The organism is Klebsiella sp. RHBSTW-00484, from assembly GCF_013705725.1.
Lineage (GTDB): Bacteria > Pseudomonadota > Gammaproteobacteria > Enterobacterales > Enterobacteriaceae > Klebsiella.
In genome coordinates, this window is the sequence record NZ_CP055481.1 from 2,164,905 (window position 1) to 2,183,291 (window position 18,387).

The following is an 18,387-nucleotide window of genomic DNA, read 5'->3' on the forward strand; positions in this document are numbered from 1 at the left end:
TTCCCGTAACCTGCCTGCTGAGAACGTTTTATCTCTCAATGACTCGGGGTGCCCTTCCTTGTGAAGGCTGAGAAAAACCCGTACCACCTGATCTGGATAATGCCAGCGTAGGGAAGTCAGAGACCGCAGGGTCGTCGCTTCTTCATCGCCTGGCGGGAGCAAACGATGTCTGACCTGCAAAACCCCGCGCATACTGCCCATCTGCGGCATCTTTTTCGCCGCCATTCCCCCCTTGTTCACTGCATGACTAACGACGTGGTGCAGACCTTTACCGCCAACGTGCTGCTGTCGATTGGCGCATCACCAGCGATGGTTATCGACCCCGATGAAGCCAGTCAGTTTGCCACTATTGCTGATGCGCTGCTGATTAACGTCGGCACGCTGACCGTTGAGCGCGCGACGGCGATGCGTGCGGCGGCGCATAGCGCAAAGCAGGCGGGCAAACCGTGGGTGCTGGACCCGGTGGCGGTCGGCGCGTTGACTCTGCGCACTGAATTTTGTCGGGAACTTCTGGCGCTACAGCCTGCCGCTATTCGCGGTAATGCCTCGGAAATTATGGCTCTTGCCGGGATGAGCGGCGGCGGGCGCGGCGTCGATACCACTGATACCGCCGCCACCGCGCTGCCTGCGGCACAAGCCTTGGCTCGCCAACTAAACACTGTGGTCGCGGTCACCGGAGAAGTGGACTACATCACCGATGGTCAGCGTACGCGCATGGTGACCGGCGGCGATCCGCTGATGACCCGGGTGGTTGGCACCGGCTGCGCGCTGTCGGCGGTGGTCGCCGCCAGCACGGCGATGCCCGGCGACCGTCTGGAAAACGTCGCCGCCGCCTGCGGTCTGATGAAACTGGCGGGTGGAAAAGCAGCGCAGCAGGGCGGCCCTGGCAGCTTTACTCCGGCGTTTCTCGATGCGCTGTACGCGGAGGGTGGCCTGTGAAACGAATTAATGCCTTAACGATCGCCGGAACCGACCCGAGCGGCGGTGCGGGGATCCAGGCTGATCTCAAAACCTTCTCAGCGCTGGGCGCTTACGGTTGCTCGGTCATCACCGCATTGGTGGCGCAAAACACCCGAGGCGTGCAGTCGGTGTACCGTATTGAACCTGATTTTGTCGCCGCGCAGCTCGATTCGGTGTTCAGCGATGTGCGAATCGATACCACTAAAATTGGCATGCTGGCGGAAACGGATATCGTCGAAGCGGTGGCGGAGCGGCTGGCGCGTTACCAGATTAAAAACGTGGTGCTGGATACCGTGATGCTGGCGAAAAGCGGCGATCCGCTGCTCTCGGTCAGCGCAGTGCAAACGCTGCGTCAGCGCCTGCTGCCGCAGGTGTCGCTGATCACCCCAAACCTGCCGGAAGCGGCGGCGCTGCTGGATGCGCCGCATGCCAAAACGGAAAAAGAGATGCTGGAGCAGGGCAGAGCGCTGTTGGGAATGGGCTGCGGCGCGGTATTAATGAAAGGCGGTCATCTTGATGATGCCGAGAGCCCGGACTGGTTGTTTACCCACGAGGGTGAACAGCGCTTTACCGCGCCAAGAGTGCAGACCAAAAATACGCACGGCACCGGTTGCACGCTATCGGCGGCGCTGGCGGCGCTGCGTCCTCGTTACGATGATTGGGGGCAGACCGTAGCGGAGGCTAAGGGCTGGCTCTCTGCGGCGCTGGCGCAGGCGGATTCGCTGGAGGTCGGGCACGGGATTGGCCCGGTGCATCATTTTCACGGCTGGTGGTAGTCTTCATGCCTGGCGAAAAGTATACTGCTTCATGACTTTCGCCAGGAAAAAACACGATGGAACAAGCGCATACCCGTTTGATTGCACAACTGAACGAGCGTATTGCAGCGCCGGATAACACGCCGCTGTACCTGAAGTTTGCTGAAACAGTTAAAAATGCTGTACGCAGCGGCGCGCTGGAGCACGGTAATATTCTCCCCGGCGAGCGCGACCTGAGCCAGTTGACGGGGGTATCGCGCATTACCGTTCGTAAAGCGATGCGGACGCTGGAAGACGAAGGGGTGGTGACCCGCGCTCGCGGCTACGGTACGCAAATCAATAATATCTTTGAGTATTCATTGAAAGAGGCGCGCGGTTTTTCGCAGCAGGTGGTGCTCAGAGGGAAAAAACCTGACACGCTGTGGGTCAACAAACGGATAGTGAGCTGCCCGGATGAGGTGGCGACGCAACTGGCGATTGCCCCGCAAAGCGATGTCTTTTTGCTCAAGCGAATTCGCTATGTGGATGATGAGGCCGTGTCAATAGAGGAGTCCTGGGTTCCTGCCCAACTGATTCATGATGTTGATGCTATCGGCGTGTCGCTGTATGACTATTTTCGCAGTCAGCATATCTTCCCGCAGCGTACGCACTCGCGCGTCAGCGCACGTATGCCGGATGCCGAATTTCAGTCGCACATTCATATGGATGAAAAAATACCGGTGCTGGTTATCAATCAGGTTGCGCTCGATCAACAACAGCGGCCGATTGAATACAGCATCAGCCACTGTCGTAGCGATCTATACGTCTTTGTGTGCGAGGAGTAACACTTCGCGCGTTGGGCTACAATCACCGCCGCGATGTCCTACCACCCATGACGCAACCGCATTACCAAGCAGTACCGACTCGCCCAGCGTCCATCCCGAAGCGAGCCCCGCCAGCGTGCCTCCGGCGTGGCTGTCACCTGCACCGATTGTATCGACTACCGCCACAGGGAACGGTGCTGCCAGTCCCTGTTCTTCCGCGCTGAAGTACCACGCTCCCTCTTTATCATGGCGAACGATCAATGGTGTTGTGAATTTCTTTAGCCAGGCCTGACCAAATGCTTCGGTTGCCACGGGTAATCCAAAGCGTTCTGCGGCGATCTCTGCCTCCTGGCGATTCAGCGAAATAATAGGCTTACAGGCCATGATCCGCTGCATCAGCGCCTCAGGAATATCAGCGATGCGCGGGCCGAAATCGATATACGGTGTAATATCGCGCAGGGATTCCAGCCAGTGCACCAGCACCTCCCCACAGGGCGATGCCAGTTGATAACCGGAAAGTGACACCAGGCTTTGCGGTGGAACGGGGAGTTGTGCCAGCCAGGCGGGATTCCACTGGTTTTCAACACCGCTAAACGACATAAACGTGCGTTCGCCATCCGGCTCAACCAGCGCAAGACACCAGCCGTTGTCACCCGTGACGCCGTCTATGCGGCTGGATAGCCCTTCCCGGGCCATGTTATTACGGATGATATCAGCCCATACGCCTTGCCCAACGGGGAGAGCGTTATCGGCCTCCATTCCCAGTCGTTTCAGGGCAACCGCAATATTCAGCGCACAGCCGCCGATATTGACGCTCTGCTGTTGCAGTTCAATATCACAGCCTCGCCAGGGGAGGGCATAAGCGTCAGCAATCACATCAATGACCGCCGCGCCGACGATGGTGATGGGACGCTGGTTGCCTAATGTGGGTAATCGTTGCATCAGATTCATGATGCCTCCCGTTGTTCTCGGTAGTGCGCAAGCGCCGTGGCGTAGCGGGTAAAGTCGAGTTGGTTCACTTCATCAAGCTGTTGCTTCAGGGTGGCGTCGATAGCAGAAATCCCCCCCAGCGCGCCGCAAATTGCAGTTGCCATTGCGCCGATGGTGTCGGTATCGCCACCGAGATTCGCGCACAGAATGGCGCAGCGATTAGGGTCGCCTCCAGCCAGCTCAACCATCGCAATTGCGCAGGAAACGGATTCAAGGGTGCTGGTACCTGCGCCAACGCGCTGATAAAGCCCCTCACAGGCTGATTCAATGCCATCTGCCTGACGTACCACGCACAAAGCCAGCTCCAGCCGGGCAGCCAGCGAGGCACTAAACGTGGTGATCCGTTTTTCCTGCGCCTGGCGTGCGACAGCGGGCAGGGAGTCGACAATCGCCTGCCAGCCATCTCCTTCGATAGCCCGAGAGATTGCCCACGCCACCACGACAGCACCGGCGATTGCGAGGTCGGATTTATGCGTGGGGCTGGAGGCGAGCGCCACCTCATCAATAAAGCGGTCTAGCTGTGTTGGTGCGAGCAGGCAGCCCAGCGGTGAGACGCGCATCGCTGCCCCATTCGTGACGCCGTTGTTCTCCAGTTCACTGATGGGTACTGCGTCGCGAATGGCATTGAGCGCAATTTTAGAGGTCGGACCCAGCACGTTTTTATTGAACGCATCGAACCTTTCAGCCCAGGCGAGGATGTTGCGCCCGATAACTTCTGGTGAGATTTTGCCATGGCATTCAATGATGGCATCCGCGAGGCAGAGCGCCATCGATGTATCATCCGTAAATTCGGCGCGATTAAAGTAACAGGCCGCATTGTTTTCAGCCGGTCCCGGCAGGAAACGGTCGATCCACCCAAAGTGAGCTTTAACGCGTGAGCGTGGCCAGAGTTCAGACGGCATGCCCATAGCATCGCCTAATGCCTGCCCGTAGAGCGCGCCGAGAATACGTTCCGTTTTCATTTAACTTCCCCTTGTTTCAGTGCAGCATCGCGACCGTCGTTTTGCACCTTAATAGCGGTGATCTCAGTATCCGATTCGCGAAAGAAAATCATAAACAACACGGCGATAACGGCGATCATGACGGCACCGAAGCCCCACATTCCTGCCCAGTTGAAGGTCAACCCATTCACCGGCTCTTGATAAGCAAACATTTTCTCCATCATTACGCCGCCCAGACGATAGCCGAGCAAGCTGCCGAACCCCTGGCAGCAGAGCGTGATTAGCCCTTGCGCCGCCGTACGCATGTGTACCGGTGCTTTTTTATCGACGTAGATATAGGCAGTAACGTAATAGAAATCGTAGCTTACGCCGTGCAGCAAAATTCCAAGGAACAGCAGGGCATAGGTGAAGTATTGATCTGCGCCGCCGTAAACGAAAAATCCGTAACGAATCGCCGCGGTGATAAGACCAAGTAATAATACCTTTTTAATGCCAAAGCGTTTGGTGAAGAACGGTAGCGCCAGCATAAAGAAGATTTCAGAGAACTGGCCGAGCGTCATCCATCCTGTCGCATTTTGCATTCCGACTTCCGTGAGATAGCCGTTGGCGAAGATGTAGTAGAAAGCCAGTGGCATAGCGAACAGGAATGAGCAGAAGAAAAACACGAGGAAGTTTTTATCACGTAACAGGATAAGCGCGTCCAGCCCCAGCATCACTTTTAAATCCAGCTTGCCGGTACTCTTCGGCGGCGTATCGGGCAGCATAAAGGCAAAAATACCCAGCAGTACCGAGCTGCCGGCAGTGATCAATAAAGGGATATTGGTCGGAGAAATATCGCTATAGCCCATCATTTGAGGCAGAAAGCCGCAGACCAGGCCTGAGACAATCCAGCCAATGGTACCCATCACGCGAATGCGGGGAAAGTCGCGTTCGACATCCGGCACGTTGGCAAAAGCGATGCTGTTGGTCAGTGCAATGGTCGGCATATACGTGAGGGAGTAGGCCAGCAACAACGGGAAGAAGCCGCTGAAGGTGGTTTGCTGCGCGGCGAAATACATTAATACCGCGCCGACAAACATCAGTACGGCCAGTACTTTCTGCGCAGAGAAGAAGCGGTCAGTCAATGAGCCTACCAGAATCGGCGAGAGGATCGCCGCAATGGCGGTACAGGCATAGGACCAGCCGATTTCACCAGCAGTAAATCCGCTTTTACTCAGCCATAACCATAAAGGGACAAACCACGCGCCCCAGATAAACCACTCAATGAACATCATGAATGACAGCTTTACTGTAGTTTTCATCTTTAAATCCTTCATGACAGGTAAGGTACGCAATGATAATACCACTCAGTAATACCTTTTAAATACCTTTGAGGTGAAACTTTGACCGATATAACACTTTACCGTTCATGGATGATGTCAGCGGATGACATTTAAAAATCCCTCTGAAATGGAAAAATCCCGCTTTTGATACCAGACTTATTGCTGCCCAAAAAAATCCGGGCGGGAAATTCACGCCGACATGATGTTGGCACTTACGGGAGATCGCTATGACTGATATTACGCAGTTACTTGGCAAAGATGCCGACACGCTTTTACAGCACCGTTGTATGACTATTCCAGCCAACCAGCTCTATTTGCCGGGTTCGGACTATGTCGATCGGGTGATGGTTGATAACAACCGTCCGCCAGCGGTGCTGCGTAATATGCAAACCCTGTATAACACCGGACGCCTGGCGGGAACCGGCTATCTGTCTATCCTGCCGGTTGACCAGGGCGTAGAGCATTCTGCTGGCGCTTCTTTTGCCGCCAACCCGCTGTACTTTGATCCGAAAAATATCGTCGAACTGGCTATTGAAGCCGGTTGTAACTGCGTGGCCTCCACCTATGGCGTGCTGGCCTCGGTGTCGCGCCGCTACGCGCACCGCATCCCCTTCCTGGTCAAACTGAACCATAACGAAACGCTGAGCTACCCGACTGAATACGACCAGACGCTGTACGCCAGCGTTGAGCAGGCGTTCAATATGGGAGCCGTGGCGGTAGGGGCGACGATCTATTTCGGTTCTGAACAATCTCGTCGCCAGCTTGAGGAGATTTCTGTGGCCTTTGAGCGCGCGCATGAGCTGGGCCTGGTGACCGTACTGTGGGCCTATCTGCGTAATCCGGCGTTCAAGAAAGATGGTGTCGATTATCACGTTTCCGCCGACTTAACTGGCCAGGCCAACCATCTGGCAGCCACTATCGGCGCGGATATTGTGAAGCAGAAGATGGCGGAGAATAACGGCGGCTATAAAGCGGTGAATTTCGGCTATACCGATGATCGGGTTTACAGCAAATTAACCACCGAGAACCCGATTGATTTGGTGCGTTATCAGCTGGCGAACTGCTATATGGGCCGCGCCGGATTGATTAACTCCGGCGGTGCGGCGGGTGGTGAAACCGATCTGAGCGACGCCGTACGCACGGCGGTTATCAACAAACGTGCGGGTGGCATGGGGTTGATCCTGGGCCGTAAGGCGTTTAAAAAATCGATGGCCGACGGCGTGAAGCTGATTAACGCCGTGCAGGACGTTTATCTGGATAGCAAAGTCACCATCGCCTGATAAGCACCTGCGGCACCTGAAGCTGCGTTGCCCGCTGTTTCCCGGAGGCCGCGCTTGACGCGCCTTGTCCGGGCTACCGGTCCGCAGAAGGCTGTGAACCCGTAGCCCGGGTAAGGCGTTTACGCCGCAACCCGGGATCCTGCTTATTCGCGAATCAGCCGTGCCGTGTGCTGGAGCGTTTTATACGCTTCGTAACGACGCTGATGATCGGCGCTAAATTGCTCTTCGCAGCGGTAAGTTTTATCCACTCGGGTAAACTGCTTCATCGCTTCCGGTAGCGAAGGGGCAATTTTACCCGCCACGGCACCGAGAATCGCCGAACCTAACAGCACCGGTTCGCTGGACTCGGTACTGACCACGTTAATACCGCAAGCATCTGCCAGCAGCTGGCGAACTAAAGGATGTTGACCTGCGCCGCCGCTGATGACGATATTTTCGCTATCAATCCCGCAATTTTTCTGCGCATCGATAATCTGCCGCAGACCGTAGCCGATACCGCACAATCCCGCGACGTACAGCGCAATCAGGTTTTCCAGATCCCGCTCCATCCCCAGCCCGGCGATAATCGCTTTCGCGTTCGGGTCCGCCAGCGGCGCACGGTTACCTAAAAACTCCGGCACTACGTGCAGACCGGCAGCGAGCTTGACTGCTTCGGAAGGATTATTCACCTGCGCCAGCACTCTATCGGCAAGATACACCGGTAGCGGAACACCGGCTTCTTTTGCCAGTGCTTTAGCCTCTGTGGCAGCGGGATGAAAACTCAATAACTGGTCGATAGCCGCACCCGCTGCGCTCTGGCCACCTTCGCTAAGCCAGAATCCTGGCACCATCGCCGAGTAATAAGGTCCCCAGACGCCGGGCACAAAGACGGCATCCTGGGTGGTGGTCATAGTGCAGGAAGACGTGCCGAACACGTATGCCATATTGTTGACCGCGCCGTTAAGCACGCCAACGGTACCAATCCCGCCCGCGTGGGCGTCAATCATGCCGACCGCCACTGGGGTGCCGACGGGCAGGCCCATCTCATCTGCTGCTGCTGCGCAAAGACCGCCCTCGCAGGGCGTTCCCGGATCGACGATATGCTGGCCGATACGAACAAAATCTTCATCCGCCAGTTCTTCAAGGCCAATCTGGCGGAAGTAACCGGCATCCCAGCGTTTTTCATGCGCCAGGTAAGTCCATTTACAGGTAACCGTGCAAACCGAGCGGGCTAAATCGCCGGTTGAGCGCCAGGTGAGATAATCAGCGAGGTCGAAGAAGTGGCGCGCCTGTTGATAGATTTGTGGACGATTCTCCTTCAGCCACAGGATCTTCGGCGTTTCCATCTCCGGTGAGATTTTACCGCCGACGTACTGCAACACCGCGTGGCCCGTGGCGTTGATCTTTTCCGCCTGCCCGGTGGCTCGGTGATCCATCCAGACGATGATGTTGCGGTCCGGGTCTTCCGAAGGGCCCACCGCCAGCGGCGCATCGTTTTCGCCAATCACCACCAGCGAACAGGTGGCGTCGAAGCCGATACCGGCTATTGACGACGGCTCAACACCGGCGTTGGCTACCGCCGTTTTAATGCAGTAACACACCGCCTGCCAGATCTCGCGGCTCGACTGTTCAACCACGCTTCCGGCGCTGCGGAACAGGGTGATTTCTCGGGTGGCATGGGCCAGCAGCTCGCCCTGCAGATTGAATACGCCCGCGCGAACGCTGCCCGAACCGACATCCACGCCAATAATGTTTTGAGTATTGTTTTGCATAAAATCCTCTTCAGCAGTCTGGTTGACGGTTAGAGATCCACGCTGTTAGGCAGGATCACAATGTCGCGCACGGTGACGTTTTTCGAGCGCGTCACCATAAACAGCACTGACTCGGCGACTTCAATGGGTTGCATCAGGCTGCCGTTGGCCAGCGCTTCATCCATTTTGGCTTTTGGCCAGTCGTCCAGCAGAGCGGTAACCACCGGGCCCGGCAGCACGGCACCGACGCGTACGCCGTGCTGGGAAACCTGACGGCGGGTGGTATGGACAAATGCCTGCACGGCAAATTTCGATGCGGTATAGATAGGTTCCCAGATAACCGGCACCACGCCCGCGATGGAACTGGTGAAAATAATATCGCCAGATTTTTGCGCGATCAGATGCGGCAGGACGCTACGCACGCAGCGGAAAGCGGCGTTGATGTTGAGATGCAGCACGCGATCCCACACGTCCGGGTCTCCCTCGGCGACCGGCCCGCCGATGTAGGCTCCGGCGTTGGCGTGGAAAATATCGAGACCACCGGCGAGGTTAACGATACCCGTCAGAATATTATCGACCTGGTCGGCTTGCATCAGATCAACCTGTAGAGCAAAGGCGTTTTCGCCCAGCTCGGCGACGATTTTGTTGAGCTTTTCGCCTTCGCGGTCGATAAGCACCACTTTTGCGCCAGCCCCCAGCAGGGTTTTAGCGCATTCGAGGCCGATACCGGATGCCGCGCCGGTGACGGCGGCGACTTTGCCGGCAAGAGAAGTATTCATAGAGGATACAGAGTGGTTCATTTTATAATCCTTTATCGAGTCTGGTTGGCGACTTCAAGCGCGAGGGCATCGCGTTGAGGTCATGTACTAAATTTTTTAAGGTATTGAATATAAGCATTATTTCTTCATTATCGCTGGAGTATTAATGTTGAATGCGTTAATACTCTCTTGGAGTGAAGTTGGTGCTCAATCGATGAAGCTCATGTTGCGCTAGCTTCATCGATTGAGCAAGTGGGGAAATTAACAGCGAAATGAATTTGTGACGCAAGTTGGGAAAATGAAGAAAATCACGATTTACGACCTGGCGGAGCTATCCGGCGTGTCGGCAAGCGCAGTGAGCGCCATCCTTAACGGCAACTGGAAGAAGCGGCGTATTAGCGCGAAGCTTGCCGAAAAGGTGACGCGGATTGCCGAGGAGCAGGGCTATGCGGTTAATCGCCAGGCCAGCATGTTGCGCAGTAAAAAATCACACGTGATCGGCATGATTGTCCCCAAATACGATAACCGCTATTTCGGATCGGTTGCCGAGCGCTTTGAGGAGATGGCCCGCGAGCGCGGCCTGCTGCCGATTATTACCTGCACACGTCGTAGCCCGGAACTGGAAATCGAAGCGGTAAAAGCGATGCTCTCCTGGCAGGTGGATTGGGTGGTAGCGACCGGGGCGACCAACCCGGACAAAATTACCGCGTTATGCCAGCAGGCGGGGGTGCCGACGGTTAATCTCGACTTACCCGGTTCTCTTGCGCCATCAGTGATTTCGGATAACTACGGCGGTGCCAAAGCGCTGACCCACAAGATCCTCGACAACAGCGCCAGGCGTTGGGGGGAGCTGGCTCCATTGACCTTTATCGGCGGGCGCAGTAGCGACCATAACACCACCGAGCGTTTACGCGGTTTTCATGACGCCCATCAGGAGCTGGGGCTGAGCATGCCTGAAGCAAATATTCTGGCTCCGGGCTATTCAAAAGGAAAAGTTGAGGCCTGCCTGCAAGAGCGGTTCGGTTCGACTGATATTCATTTGCAGGGGCTTTTCGTTAACTCAACCATTTCTCTGGAAGGCGTGGTGCGATGGTTGTCGCAGGCGGGACTTACCGGTAGCGGTCAGCCGCCAATGGGCTGCTTCGACTGGGACCCGTTTGTTTATCTGCTGGGACACGATATTGATATGGTGCAGCAGAACGTCCCGGCGATGCTGGAGGCGGTATTTAGTATCATCGACTCCGGCGATGCCAGCCAGCAGCGGATTGAGATCCCGCCGCTGTTGATGAGCAGCCGCTGATTCGGCTGTTGACGTTAACGCGTCAGCAGCCAGCGGGCGGTGTGTTCATCGGTCACCAGGCCGTTGACCCAACCGCCTTTAAGCGCCGCCAGAATGGCCGGGCGCTTGTACTCTCCGCACGCCACCGCGATCCGTGGGCACTGGTTCTGGCGAATGTCGTAGCTGGTGATCATTCTGTTGATTTCGCTGTCGACCACGCCGCCTTCAGCATCGATAAAGCGTCCCATGATCTCGCCGATCCCGCCACACGCCGTTAGCTCATCCATCTGCGCCTGACTAATAAAGCCGTCTTTAAAAATCGGGCTTTGTGTGCCCAATGGACCAATCCCGACGAAGATAACGTCTGCCTGCCGGGCAACGGCGGAAACGTTGCGAAACAGTCGGCTGGTGCACCACATATCGTACTCCTCCTGGGTCTGCGCATAGCGCGGCGCGGGCCATTGATAGTACTTCGCTTTGATTTTGCTGGTCAGCAAAAGAGGTACATCATCGTAATAGTTACACTGTCCATCGGCGTCCATGGCGCTGATCAGCGCCACGCAGCGGGTATTCAGGCTATCGAAATCGATACGCTGGAGGGTTTTTTTCAAGGTCAGGCCGGAACCGAGGCCGATGATTTTCTCTTTATCATCCTGTAAATAGCGAGCCATCAGCTGGTAGCAGCCAAACGACACGCTATCCAGCGTACTTTCTTCGCTAAAGGCGGGCACGATATTGCATTCGATAAGTTGGTACTTTTCCTGCAATAATTGCGCATAATCGAGGCAGTTCGCTACCGGATGGTGCAAACTAATCGATACAATCCCTTCTTCTTTCGCCGCCGCAATCAACCGCTGCACCACTGGCCTTGAAGTACCAAGCTGACTGGCGATTTCGCTCTGGTTTTGTCCGGCGATGTAGTACATCCATGCGGCGCGGACCTTCTGATCCAGCCGGATATCATCTTCTTTACTCATGGTTTCCTGCCCTAAATTTCTTGCCACAGCGATAAATTCGCCTGGCGAATAACCGCATTCTGGCTGCGGTCGGGCTAACTGGCAAGCTTTTGCTCTTTTCTGGTCATTTGTAACTTAATTGGGTAATTGTTCTTTTGTGATCCATCGCTCTTATTTGGGTCAAATGATCAATTACAGTGAGCCCATCAACTCAAGGAGAGCAGAACATGAACAATCAATTCACATGGCTTCACATTGGTCTGGGTTCTTTTCATCGCGCACATCAGGCGTGGTACTTGCATCGTCTGATTGCTTCTGGAGATAAGCGTTGGCACATCGCGGCGGGGAATATTCGCAACGATGCCGAGCAGGTGGTCCAGGCGCTGGCGGCGCAGGGTGGGCGTTACGTGCTGGAAACAGTCAGCCCGGAAGGGGAGAGTGAATATGAAGAGATCACCTCAATTCAGAAACTACTGCCGTGGCAGGCAGGGTTGCAGCCGCTGATTAACGAAGGGGCAAATCCGCAAACTAAAGTTATCGCCTTTACCGTAACGGAAGGAGGTTACTACCTGAACACCAGCCATAAACTGGAAACCAACAACCCCGATTTGATCGCTGACCTTAAGGGCGATTGCAAAACCATTTACGGCACTATCGCGCGGATTCTGGAAAAACGTATGGCCGATAACGCCGGGCCGTTAACTCTGCTGAACTGCGACAACGTGCGTCACAACGGCGAGCGGTTCCACGATGGGATGGTTGAATTCCTGGCGCTGACCGGCAAACAGGCGGTGATTGACTGGATGGCAGCCAACACCACCTGCCCGAACACCATGGTGGACCGCATTACCCCGCGTCCGGCGGCTGAACTACCGGCACGCATCAAAGCGCAAACCGGCATTGATGACAAAGCGCCGGTGATGGGCGAAACCTTTATCCAGTGGGTAGTGGAAAATAACTTCCGCGACGAACGCCCGAACCTGGAAGCGGTCGGCGTGGAAATGGTGGAGTCGGTTATCCCTTATGAAGAGGCGAAAATCCGCATTCTTAACTCTTCCCATAGCTGCATTGCGTGGGCGGGGACGTTAATCGGCCAGCAGTATATTCATGAAAGTACGCTAACGGATTTCATCTACGCCATTGCTGACCGCTACGTCACGGAAGATGTGATCCCATGCCTCGGCGATAACGGCATTGATTTACCGACCTATCGCGATGTGGTCCTGAAGCGCTTTACCAACCCGTACATCCAGGATACCAACCAGCGCGTCGCTGCCGATGGCTTCTCGAAAATTCCGGCGATGATCGCGCCGACTCTGCAAGAGTGCTATCGCCGCGGCGCTCGCCCGGAAGCAACCGCCATGCTGCCCGCACTGTTCTTCGTCTTTATGGAGCAGTGGCATAAAGGAACCCTGCCATATGAATACCAGGACGGGATCCTCGACGCTCAGGCGGTACATGAAATGTTTGAAGCCAGCGACCCGGTAGCCGTCTATGCTCGCGATAAAGCGCTGTTTGGCGAACTGGCCGACAACGCTGATTTCCTGGCGCTAATGCGCGAGAAGATCGCCGCCGTTTATGCACTGATTAAATAAGAGGTGGCTATGTATCTGGGTATCGATCTCGGCACGTCGGAAGTCAAAGCGCTGGTCATTGATGAGAACAATGAGATTATCGCCAGCCATAGCGCGCCGCTGAGTATTCAGCGGCCCCATCCGCACTGGTCTGAACAATCGCCGCAATCCTGGTGGGAGGCGACGGAATATCTGATGGCCACGTTGCGGGAAAAATGCGCCCAGCACTGGCCGGCAATCAAAGCCATTGGCCTTTCCGGGCAGATGCACGGCGCGGTGCTGCTGGACGCGGCGGGGGAGGTGATTCGCCCGGCGATTCTGTGGAATGACACCCGCTGCGCCGAGGAGTGCGCAGAGCTGGAAGAGATGGCGCCGGAGCTGCATCAGGTGGCAGGGAATTTGGCAATGCCGGGCTTCACCGCACCGAAGCTGCTGTGGGTTCGCCGTCATGAACCGCAAAACTTTAAACGTACCGCGACGGTGCTGCTGCCAAAGGATTATCTGCGCTACCAGATGACCGGCAAGAAAGTCTCCGATATGTCGGACGCCGCCGGGACGCTGTGGCTGGACGTGGCGAAACGCGACTGGTCTGATTCGCTGCTGGATAAATGCGGATTGTCGCGCGGCCATATGCCGACGCTGGTTGAGGGCTGCGAGGTTTCCGCCACGCTTGACCCGCAGGTAGCGGAGCGCTGGGGGCTGAACGCCTCGGTGGTAGTCGCCGGTGGCGGCGGAGATAACGCGGTCAGCGCCATTGGTGTTGGCGCGGTCTCGCCGGGCGATGCGTTTATTTCGCTCGGCACTTCCGGGGTGCTGTTTGTGGTGACTGATGCCTATCGTCCGGCCCCGCAGTCGGCGGTACATGCTTTCTGTCACGTGCTGCCGAATCTGTGGCATCAGATGAGCGTGATGCTCAGCGCCGCCAGCTGTTTGCAGTGGTTTTGTCGCCTGACCGGCACCACGGAAGTGGCGCTGCTGGAGGAGATTGCTGAATTAAGTGACGAAGAGAAAGCCAATGCGCCGTTCTTCTTGCCTTATCTCTCCGGGGAGCGCACGCCGCACAACGACCCTGAAGCACGCGGCATGTTCTGGGGAATGACCCATTCCAGCCTGCGCGCCCAGCTTGGTTACGCGGTGCTTGAAGGGGTGAGTTTTGGCATTAACGATGGCCTGCGGGTGCTGAAAGAGAGCGGTACGCAGATCGATCAATGCTCGCTGGTTGGCGGCGGTGCCCGCAGCCCATTCTGGGCACAGCTACTGGCCGATATCCTCGATATGCCGGTGGTGACCCACAAAGGTGGGGAGACCGGTGGCGCACTGGGCGCGGCGCGGCTGGCCTGTCTGGCTGCGGGTAAACCGCTCGCGGCGGTGTGTGAAAAACCGGAAATCTGGCAGACCTGGCAGGCGGACCCGGTTCGCCATCAAACCCTGATGCAACGCTACGCGCAGTTTAACGCTCTGTATTTAAACGACCTGAACTATCGTCGGCACTAATTTTAATAACATACCCTAAAAATAGCCCTCCGGTGAAATCGCCGGAGCGGCCTCCTGTACCCTGAATACGAGGTCATTATGTCCGTAAATAATAAACAGTGGCTCGGTTTACCCCTGAATCTGATATGGGGATATGTCGCCATTGCCGTGTTTATGACCGGTGACGGTTTCGAACTGGCATTCCTGTCGCACTACATTAAAGAGCTTGGTTTCACCCCGGCGCAGGCCTCATTTGCCTTTACCCTGTACGGACTAGCCGCCGCGCTGTCGGCGTGGATTTCCGGCGTCGTAGCGGAAATTATCACCCCGCTAAAAACCATGATGATTGGCTTCGTGCTGTGGTGCGTATTCCACGTACTGTTCCTGGTTTTCGGCCTTGGACACGCCAACTATGCGCTGATCTTAATTTTTTACGGTATCCGCGGCTTCGCGTATCCGCTGTTCCTCTACTCGTTCATCGTCGCCATTATCCATAACGTCAAAAGCGATAGCGCCAGTTCGGCCATCGGTTGGTTCTGGGCGGTTTACTCTGTTGGTATCGGCGTTTTCGGCAGCTATATTCCGAGTTTTACCATCCCGCATATCGGCGAGCTGGGGACATTGTGGCTGGCACTGGCTTTCTGCGTGACCGGTGGGATCATTGCGCTGATCTCTTTGCGTAATATTCAAACTCCGCACCATATGCGAAATTTGACCACTCGTGAGAAGTTTTCCGAGCTGGGACGCGCGGCGACGCTGCTCTATACCAACCGCAATATTATGTTGTCCAGCATGGTGCGTATCATCAATACGCTGTCATTGTTTGGCTTTGCGGTAATCATGCCGATGATGTTTGTCGATGAACTGGGTTTCACCACTTCTGAATGGTTGCAGGTGTGGGCGGTCTTCTTCTTCACCACCATTTTCTCCAACGTACTGTGGGGGATTTTGGGCGAAAAACTGGGCTGGATTAAAGTGGTGCGCTGGTTTGGCTGCGTCGGTATGGCGCTCTCCAGCCTGGCGTTTTATTACATCCCGCAGCACTTCGGGCATAACTTCGCCATGGCGATGATTCCGGCCGTTGCTCTGGGGATCTTTGTCGCCGCTTTCGTTCCGCTGGCTGCCGTATTCCCGGCGCTGGAGCCGAAGCACAAAGGTGCGGCGATTTCGGTATATAACCTGTCTGCGGGGATGTCGAACTTTCTCGCTCCGGCGATCGCGGTAATACTGCTGCCGTTCTTCAGCACCATCGGGGTGGTCATCGCCTATACCGTGCTGTACGTGGTGGCCTTTTTCCTTTGCGCGTTTATTCGCGTCGAGCAGCCGGGATTTTCCCACAAGGAAGCGCCCGCCAGCGAGCAGGTTGAGTTCTCTTAACGTTGTGGGGCTGGCATGGTATTCATGCCAGCCTTATTGAGGTGGATGATGAGTATTAAAGCAGTCATTTTTGACATGGATGGTGTGATTATTGATTCCGAAATCCTGTGGCGACAGGCGCAAATAGAAGCGCTGGCGCAATGGGGGGCAACGGTAAGTATCGATGAGTGTGAAACGCTGACCAAAGGTAAACGCCTTGACGACATTGCGCGCACCTGGTGCCAGCATTGTCGACTTGATGTTGCGCCAAAGCGGCTTGAAGAGGTGATACTGCAGCGTATCACTGGCCTGATTGCCGCTGAAGGTGAGCCGATGAACGGCGTGCGCGAGGCGTTAAGCTATTTCCGCCATGTCGGGTATACAATTGCGTTGGCAACCTCATCATCCCATCAGGTTATTTCCGCAGTACTGAACAAACTCTCCCTTTGGCACTATTTTGACGTGGTTTCCAGCGCGGATGATGAGGAATGCGGCAAACCTCATCCGGCGGTTTACTTGTCAACGCTGCGCAAGCTCAACCTCAACGCCGGTCAGTGCCTGGTGATTGAAGACAGCTTTAACGGTTTTAGCGCCGCTCAGGCAGCAAATATCCCAACTATCGTTATCGCTGAAGATTGCCAGCATGGTCGTTTTCAGGCCGCCGCGGGTCGCTATCGGGCGTTACCTGAACTGCTGGAAGCTCTTTCTGTAGAGCCAGAGGTGGCGGTATAAGTCAGTAATTTGTGAGCGCAGAAAGTTTCAGGATGTACCCGGTCGGTTAATCTCTTTTCTGCGCTCACGCTCCTCTTTTTATCATGCCGATCGCCCTCACATTTCGCCCTTCTTTTGTGAAAACAATCACGCCTCGTCGTGCCAATGCCCAAATTTAATCTCTTGCTTAGCGGTGATTGTCCGAGGCACTGCTGCGTAATTGTGCTTAGATTATATATTGAAACGTTTTTTCAATAATGTGAAACCACTTTGCCGATTTGCGTCTATAGATCGGGTTTGGCTGCAATAAGGACCGAGAATGAAAATTGAATCTGTAAATGTCACTGTTTTCCAGTATCCCACTCGTCGGGTTTCCGACAGCGCCGGGCACTCCCATCCAGGAGCCGAAAGCATGGCAAAAATGGCGATGCTGACCATTACTGCCGATGATGGCACCCAGGGTTTTTCGTTTGCGCCGCCGGAAGTGGTGCGCCCGTTTGTGGTGAACACTTTTTTCCGCAAGGTGATGGTGGGGCAGGACCCGTTCAACCGTGAACGCATTTGGCAGGATCTTAATCACTGGCAGCGCGGTAGCGCTCATCAGTTGACCGAACGCGCACTGTCGTTTGTCGAGCAGGCGCTGTGGGATCTGATTGGTCGCAAACTCAATATGCCGGTTTACAAACTACTCGGCGGCTATCGCGACACGGTTCCGGCCTACGGCAGCACCATGTGCGGCGACGATCTGCCGGGTGGTTTGTCGACCCCGGATGAGTATGCGTCATTTGCTGAAACGCTGGTGGCCCGTGGCTACAAGGCCATCAAGCTGCACACCTGGATGCCGCCGATCTCTTTTGCGCCAAATCCGAAAATGGACATCAAAGCCTGCGCGGCGGTGCGTGAAGCGGTAGGGCCGGATATCGATCTGATGATTGATGGCTATCACTGGTACAGCCGTGCCGAAGCGCTGTGGATTGGCAAAGAGCTGGAAAAACTGAACTTCGCTTGGTTTGAAGAGCCGATGGAAGAGGATTCGATGTCTTCTTACGCATGGCTGGCGGAAAACCTGTCGATTCCCATCGTCGGACCGGAGAGCTTCGGCGGCAAACACCATATGCGCGCCGAATGGGTGAAAGCCGGAGCCTGTGACATCCTGCGCGCCGGATCCAACGGCGTTGGCGGCATTACGCCAACGATGAAGGTGGCGGCGCTGGCTGAGTCATTCGGTATGGATTGTGAAGTCCACGGTAACGGCGCGGCGAGCCTGGCAGTGGTCGGCGCGATCCGTAACTGTCGCTGGTACGAGCGCGGCCTGCTGCACCCGTTCCTCGATTACGATGAGCCAGCCGCGTATCTCAACAGCATTGTCGACCCGATGGATGACCAGGGATTAGTGCATTTGTCACAACGACCAGGTCTCGGTGAAGACATTAATTTTGCGTATATCGAAGCCAATACCGTTAGCCACGACTGATTAATAAAAATTCCAAAGGCTTAAG

The 18,387-nt window shown here is 55.6% G+C and carries 16 protein-coding genes and 1 riboswitch; of the genes, 10 read left to right on the top strand and 6 right to left on the bottom strand.

The features are described from left to right. Positions 1-34 precede the first annotated feature (34 nt). Positions 35-131: riboswitch (TPP riboswitch) on the top strand. A gap of 34 nt (positions 132-165) precedes the next feature. The 3 genes from thiM to HV213_RS10315 are packed head-to-tail and all read left to right on the top strand — an operon-like array spanning position 166 to position 2,539. Beyond that, a complete protein-coding gene (gene thiM / locus HV213_RS10305; RefSeq protein WP_181485627.1) occupies positions 166-939 on the top strand; it encodes a hydroxyethylthiazole kinase in 774 nt (257 codons plus the stop codon). Beyond that, entirely contained in the window at positions 936-1,736 is an 801-nt protein-coding gene (gene thiD, locus HV213_RS10310) for a bifunctional hydroxymethylpyrimidine kinase/phosphomethylpyrimidine kinase (RefSeq protein ID WP_181485628.1), read from the top strand. The genes thiM and thiD overlap by 4 nt, the downstream gene beginning before the upstream one ends. Positions 1,737-1,792: 56 nt before the next feature. Beyond that, positions 1,793-2,539, top strand: coding sequence for a GntR family transcriptional regulator (locus HV213_RS10315; RefSeq protein ID WP_181485629.1), 747 nt, complete (start codon positions 1,793-1,795; stop codon positions 2,537-2,539). Here the strand turns inward: HV213_RS10315 and HV213_RS10320 are convergent. The 3 genes from HV213_RS10320 to HV213_RS10330 are packed head-to-tail and all read right to left on the bottom strand — an operon-like array spanning position 2,513 to position 5,750. Further along, positions 2,513-3,469, bottom strand: a complete 957-nt coding sequence (locus HV213_RS10320; RefSeq protein WP_181485630.1) for a PfkB family carbohydrate kinase — start codon at positions 3,467-3,469, stop codon at positions 2,513-2,515. The genes HV213_RS10315 and HV213_RS10320 overlap by 27 nt on opposite strands. Beyond that, positions 3,466-4,470: an ADP-ribosylglycohydrolase family protein gene (locus tag HV213_RS10325; RefSeq protein WP_181485631.1), complete on the bottom strand. Its 1,005-nt coding sequence runs from the start codon at positions 4,468-4,470 to the stop codon at positions 3,466-3,468. The genes HV213_RS10320 and HV213_RS10325 overlap by 4 nt, the downstream gene beginning before the upstream one ends. Beyond that, a complete protein-coding gene (locus HV213_RS10330) occupies positions 4,467-5,750 on the bottom strand; it encodes a nucleoside permease (protein WP_181485632.1) in 1,284 nt (427 codons plus the stop codon). The genes HV213_RS10325 and HV213_RS10330 overlap by 4 nt, the downstream gene beginning before the upstream one ends. Positions 5,751-5,998: 248 nt before the next feature. Here HV213_RS10330 and fbaB point away from each other — a divergent pair, with 248 nt between their 5' ends. Continuing rightward, on the top strand, positions 5,999-7,051 hold the full coding sequence (gene fbaB, locus HV213_RS10335) for a class I fructose-bisphosphate aldolase (RefSeq protein WP_181485633.1): 1,053 nt from the start codon (positions 5,999-6,001) through the stop codon (positions 7,049-7,051). A gap of 143 nt (positions 7,052-7,194) precedes the next feature. Here the strand turns inward: fbaB and HV213_RS10340 are convergent, their stop codons facing one another. Further along, positions 7,195-8,802, bottom strand: coding sequence for an FGGY-family carbohydrate kinase (locus HV213_RS10340; protein ID WP_181485634.1), 1,608 nt, complete (start codon positions 8,800-8,802; stop codon positions 7,195-7,197). A 29-nt stretch (positions 8,803-8,831) separates the two neighbouring features. After that, on the bottom strand, positions 8,832-9,581 hold the full coding sequence (locus HV213_RS10345; RefSeq protein ID WP_181485635.1) for an SDR family oxidoreductase: 750 nt from the start codon (positions 9,579-9,581) through the stop codon (positions 8,832-8,834). A 256-nt stretch (positions 9,582-9,837) separates the two neighbouring features. On the opposite strand from HV213_RS10345, the gene HV213_RS10350 reads away from it, so the two are divergent. Further along, complete coding sequence (locus HV213_RS10350; protein ID WP_181485636.1) at positions 9,838-10,839, top strand: LacI family DNA-binding transcriptional regulator; 1,002 nt, start codon at positions 9,838-9,840, stop codon at positions 10,837-10,839. A gap of 14 nt (positions 10,840-10,853) precedes the next feature. Here the strand turns inward: HV213_RS10350 and HV213_RS10355 are convergent, their stop codons facing one another. After that, positions 10,854-11,795, bottom strand: coding sequence for a sugar-binding transcriptional regulator (locus HV213_RS10355; RefSeq protein WP_181485637.1), 942 nt, complete (start codon positions 11,793-11,795; stop codon positions 10,854-10,856). A gap of 206 nt (positions 11,796-12,001) precedes the next feature. Here HV213_RS10355 and dalD point away from each other — a divergent pair, with 206 nt between their 5' ends. From dalD to HV213_RS10380, 5 genes are all read left to right on the top strand, one after another. Continuing rightward, entirely contained in the window at positions 12,002-13,369 is a 1,368-nt protein-coding gene (dalD, locus tag HV213_RS10360; RefSeq protein ID WP_181485638.1) for a D-arabinitol 4-dehydrogenase, read from the top strand. Between the two features lie 9 nt (positions 13,370-13,378). Further along, positions 13,379-14,842 (top strand): xylulokinase, encoded by a 1,464-nt coding sequence (gene xylB, locus HV213_RS10365; protein ID WP_181485639.1) that lies wholly within the window; start codon positions 13,379-13,381, stop codon positions 14,840-14,842. Between the two features lie 78 nt (positions 14,843-14,920). Continuing rightward, positions 14,921-16,198 carry an RbtT/DalT/CsbX family MFS transporter gene (locus tag HV213_RS10370; RefSeq protein WP_181485640.1) on the top strand — a complete coding sequence of 426 codons (1,278 nt, stop codon included), beginning with the start codon at positions 14,921-14,923 and terminating at the stop codon, positions 16,196-16,198. Between the two features lie 48 nt (positions 16,199-16,246). After that, entirely contained in the window at positions 16,247-16,909 is a 663-nt protein-coding gene (locus tag HV213_RS10375; RefSeq protein ID WP_181486377.1) for an HAD family hydrolase, read from the top strand. A gap of 298 nt (positions 16,910-17,207) precedes the next feature. After that, positions 17,208-18,362 carry a mandelate racemase family protein gene (locus HV213_RS10380; RefSeq protein WP_181485641.1) on the top strand — a complete coding sequence of 385 codons (1,155 nt, stop codon included), beginning with the start codon at positions 17,208-17,210 and terminating at the stop codon, positions 18,360-18,362. Positions 18,363-18,387: the final 25 nt, after the last annotated feature.

Coding starts and splice junctions, on each gene's coding strand:
- HV213_RS10355 (WP_181485637.1), bottom strand. CDS start 11,795: ATGAGTAAAGAAGATGATATCCGGCTGGATCAGAAGGTCCGCGCCGCA.
- HV213_RS10325 (WP_181485631.1), bottom strand. CDS start 4,470: ATGAAAACGGAACGTATTCTCGGCGCGCTCTACGGGCAGGCATTAGGC.
- thiM (WP_181485627.1), top strand. CDS start 166: ATGTCTGACCTGCAAAACCCCGCGCATACTGCCCATCTGCGGCATCTT.
- fbaB (WP_181485633.1), top strand. CDS start 5,999: ATGACTGATATTACGCAGTTACTTGGCAAAGATGCCGACACGCTTTTA.
- HV213_RS10330 (WP_181485632.1), bottom strand. CDS start 5,750: ATGAAAACTACAGTAAAGCTGTCATTCATGATGTTCATTGAGTGGTTT.
- HV213_RS10380 (WP_181485641.1), top strand. CDS start 17,208: ATGAAAATTGAATCTGTAAATGTCACTGTTTTCCAGTATCCCACTCGT.
- HV213_RS10370 (WP_181485640.1), top strand. CDS start 14,921: ATGTCCGTAAATAATAAACAGTGGCTCGGTTTACCCCTGAATCTGATA.
- dalD (WP_181485638.1), top strand. CDS start 12,002: ATGAACAATCAATTCACATGGCTTCACATTGGTCTGGGTTCTTTTCAT.
- HV213_RS10350 (WP_181485636.1), top strand. CDS start 9,838: ATGAAGAAAATCACGATTTACGACCTGGCGGAGCTATCCGGCGTGTCG.
- HV213_RS10315 (WP_181485629.1), top strand. CDS start 1,793: ATGGAACAAGCGCATACCCGTTTGATTGCACAACTGAACGAGCGTATT.
- HV213_RS10340 (WP_181485634.1), bottom strand. CDS start 8,802: ATGCAAAACAATACTCAAAACATTATTGGCGTGGATGTCGGTTCGGGC.
- HV213_RS10345 (WP_181485635.1), bottom strand. CDS start 9,581: ATGAACCACTCTGTATCCTCTATGAATACTTCTCTTGCCGGCAAAGTC.
- HV213_RS10375 (WP_181486377.1), top strand. CDS start 16,247: ATGAGTATTAAAGCAGTCATTTTTGACATGGATGGTGTGATTATTGAT.
- HV213_RS10320 (WP_181485630.1), bottom strand. CDS start 3,469: ATGAATCTGATGCAACGATTACCCACATTAGGCAACCAGCGTCCCATC.
- xylB (WP_181485639.1), top strand. CDS start 13,379: ATGTATCTGGGTATCGATCTCGGCACGTCGGAAGTCAAAGCGCTGGTC.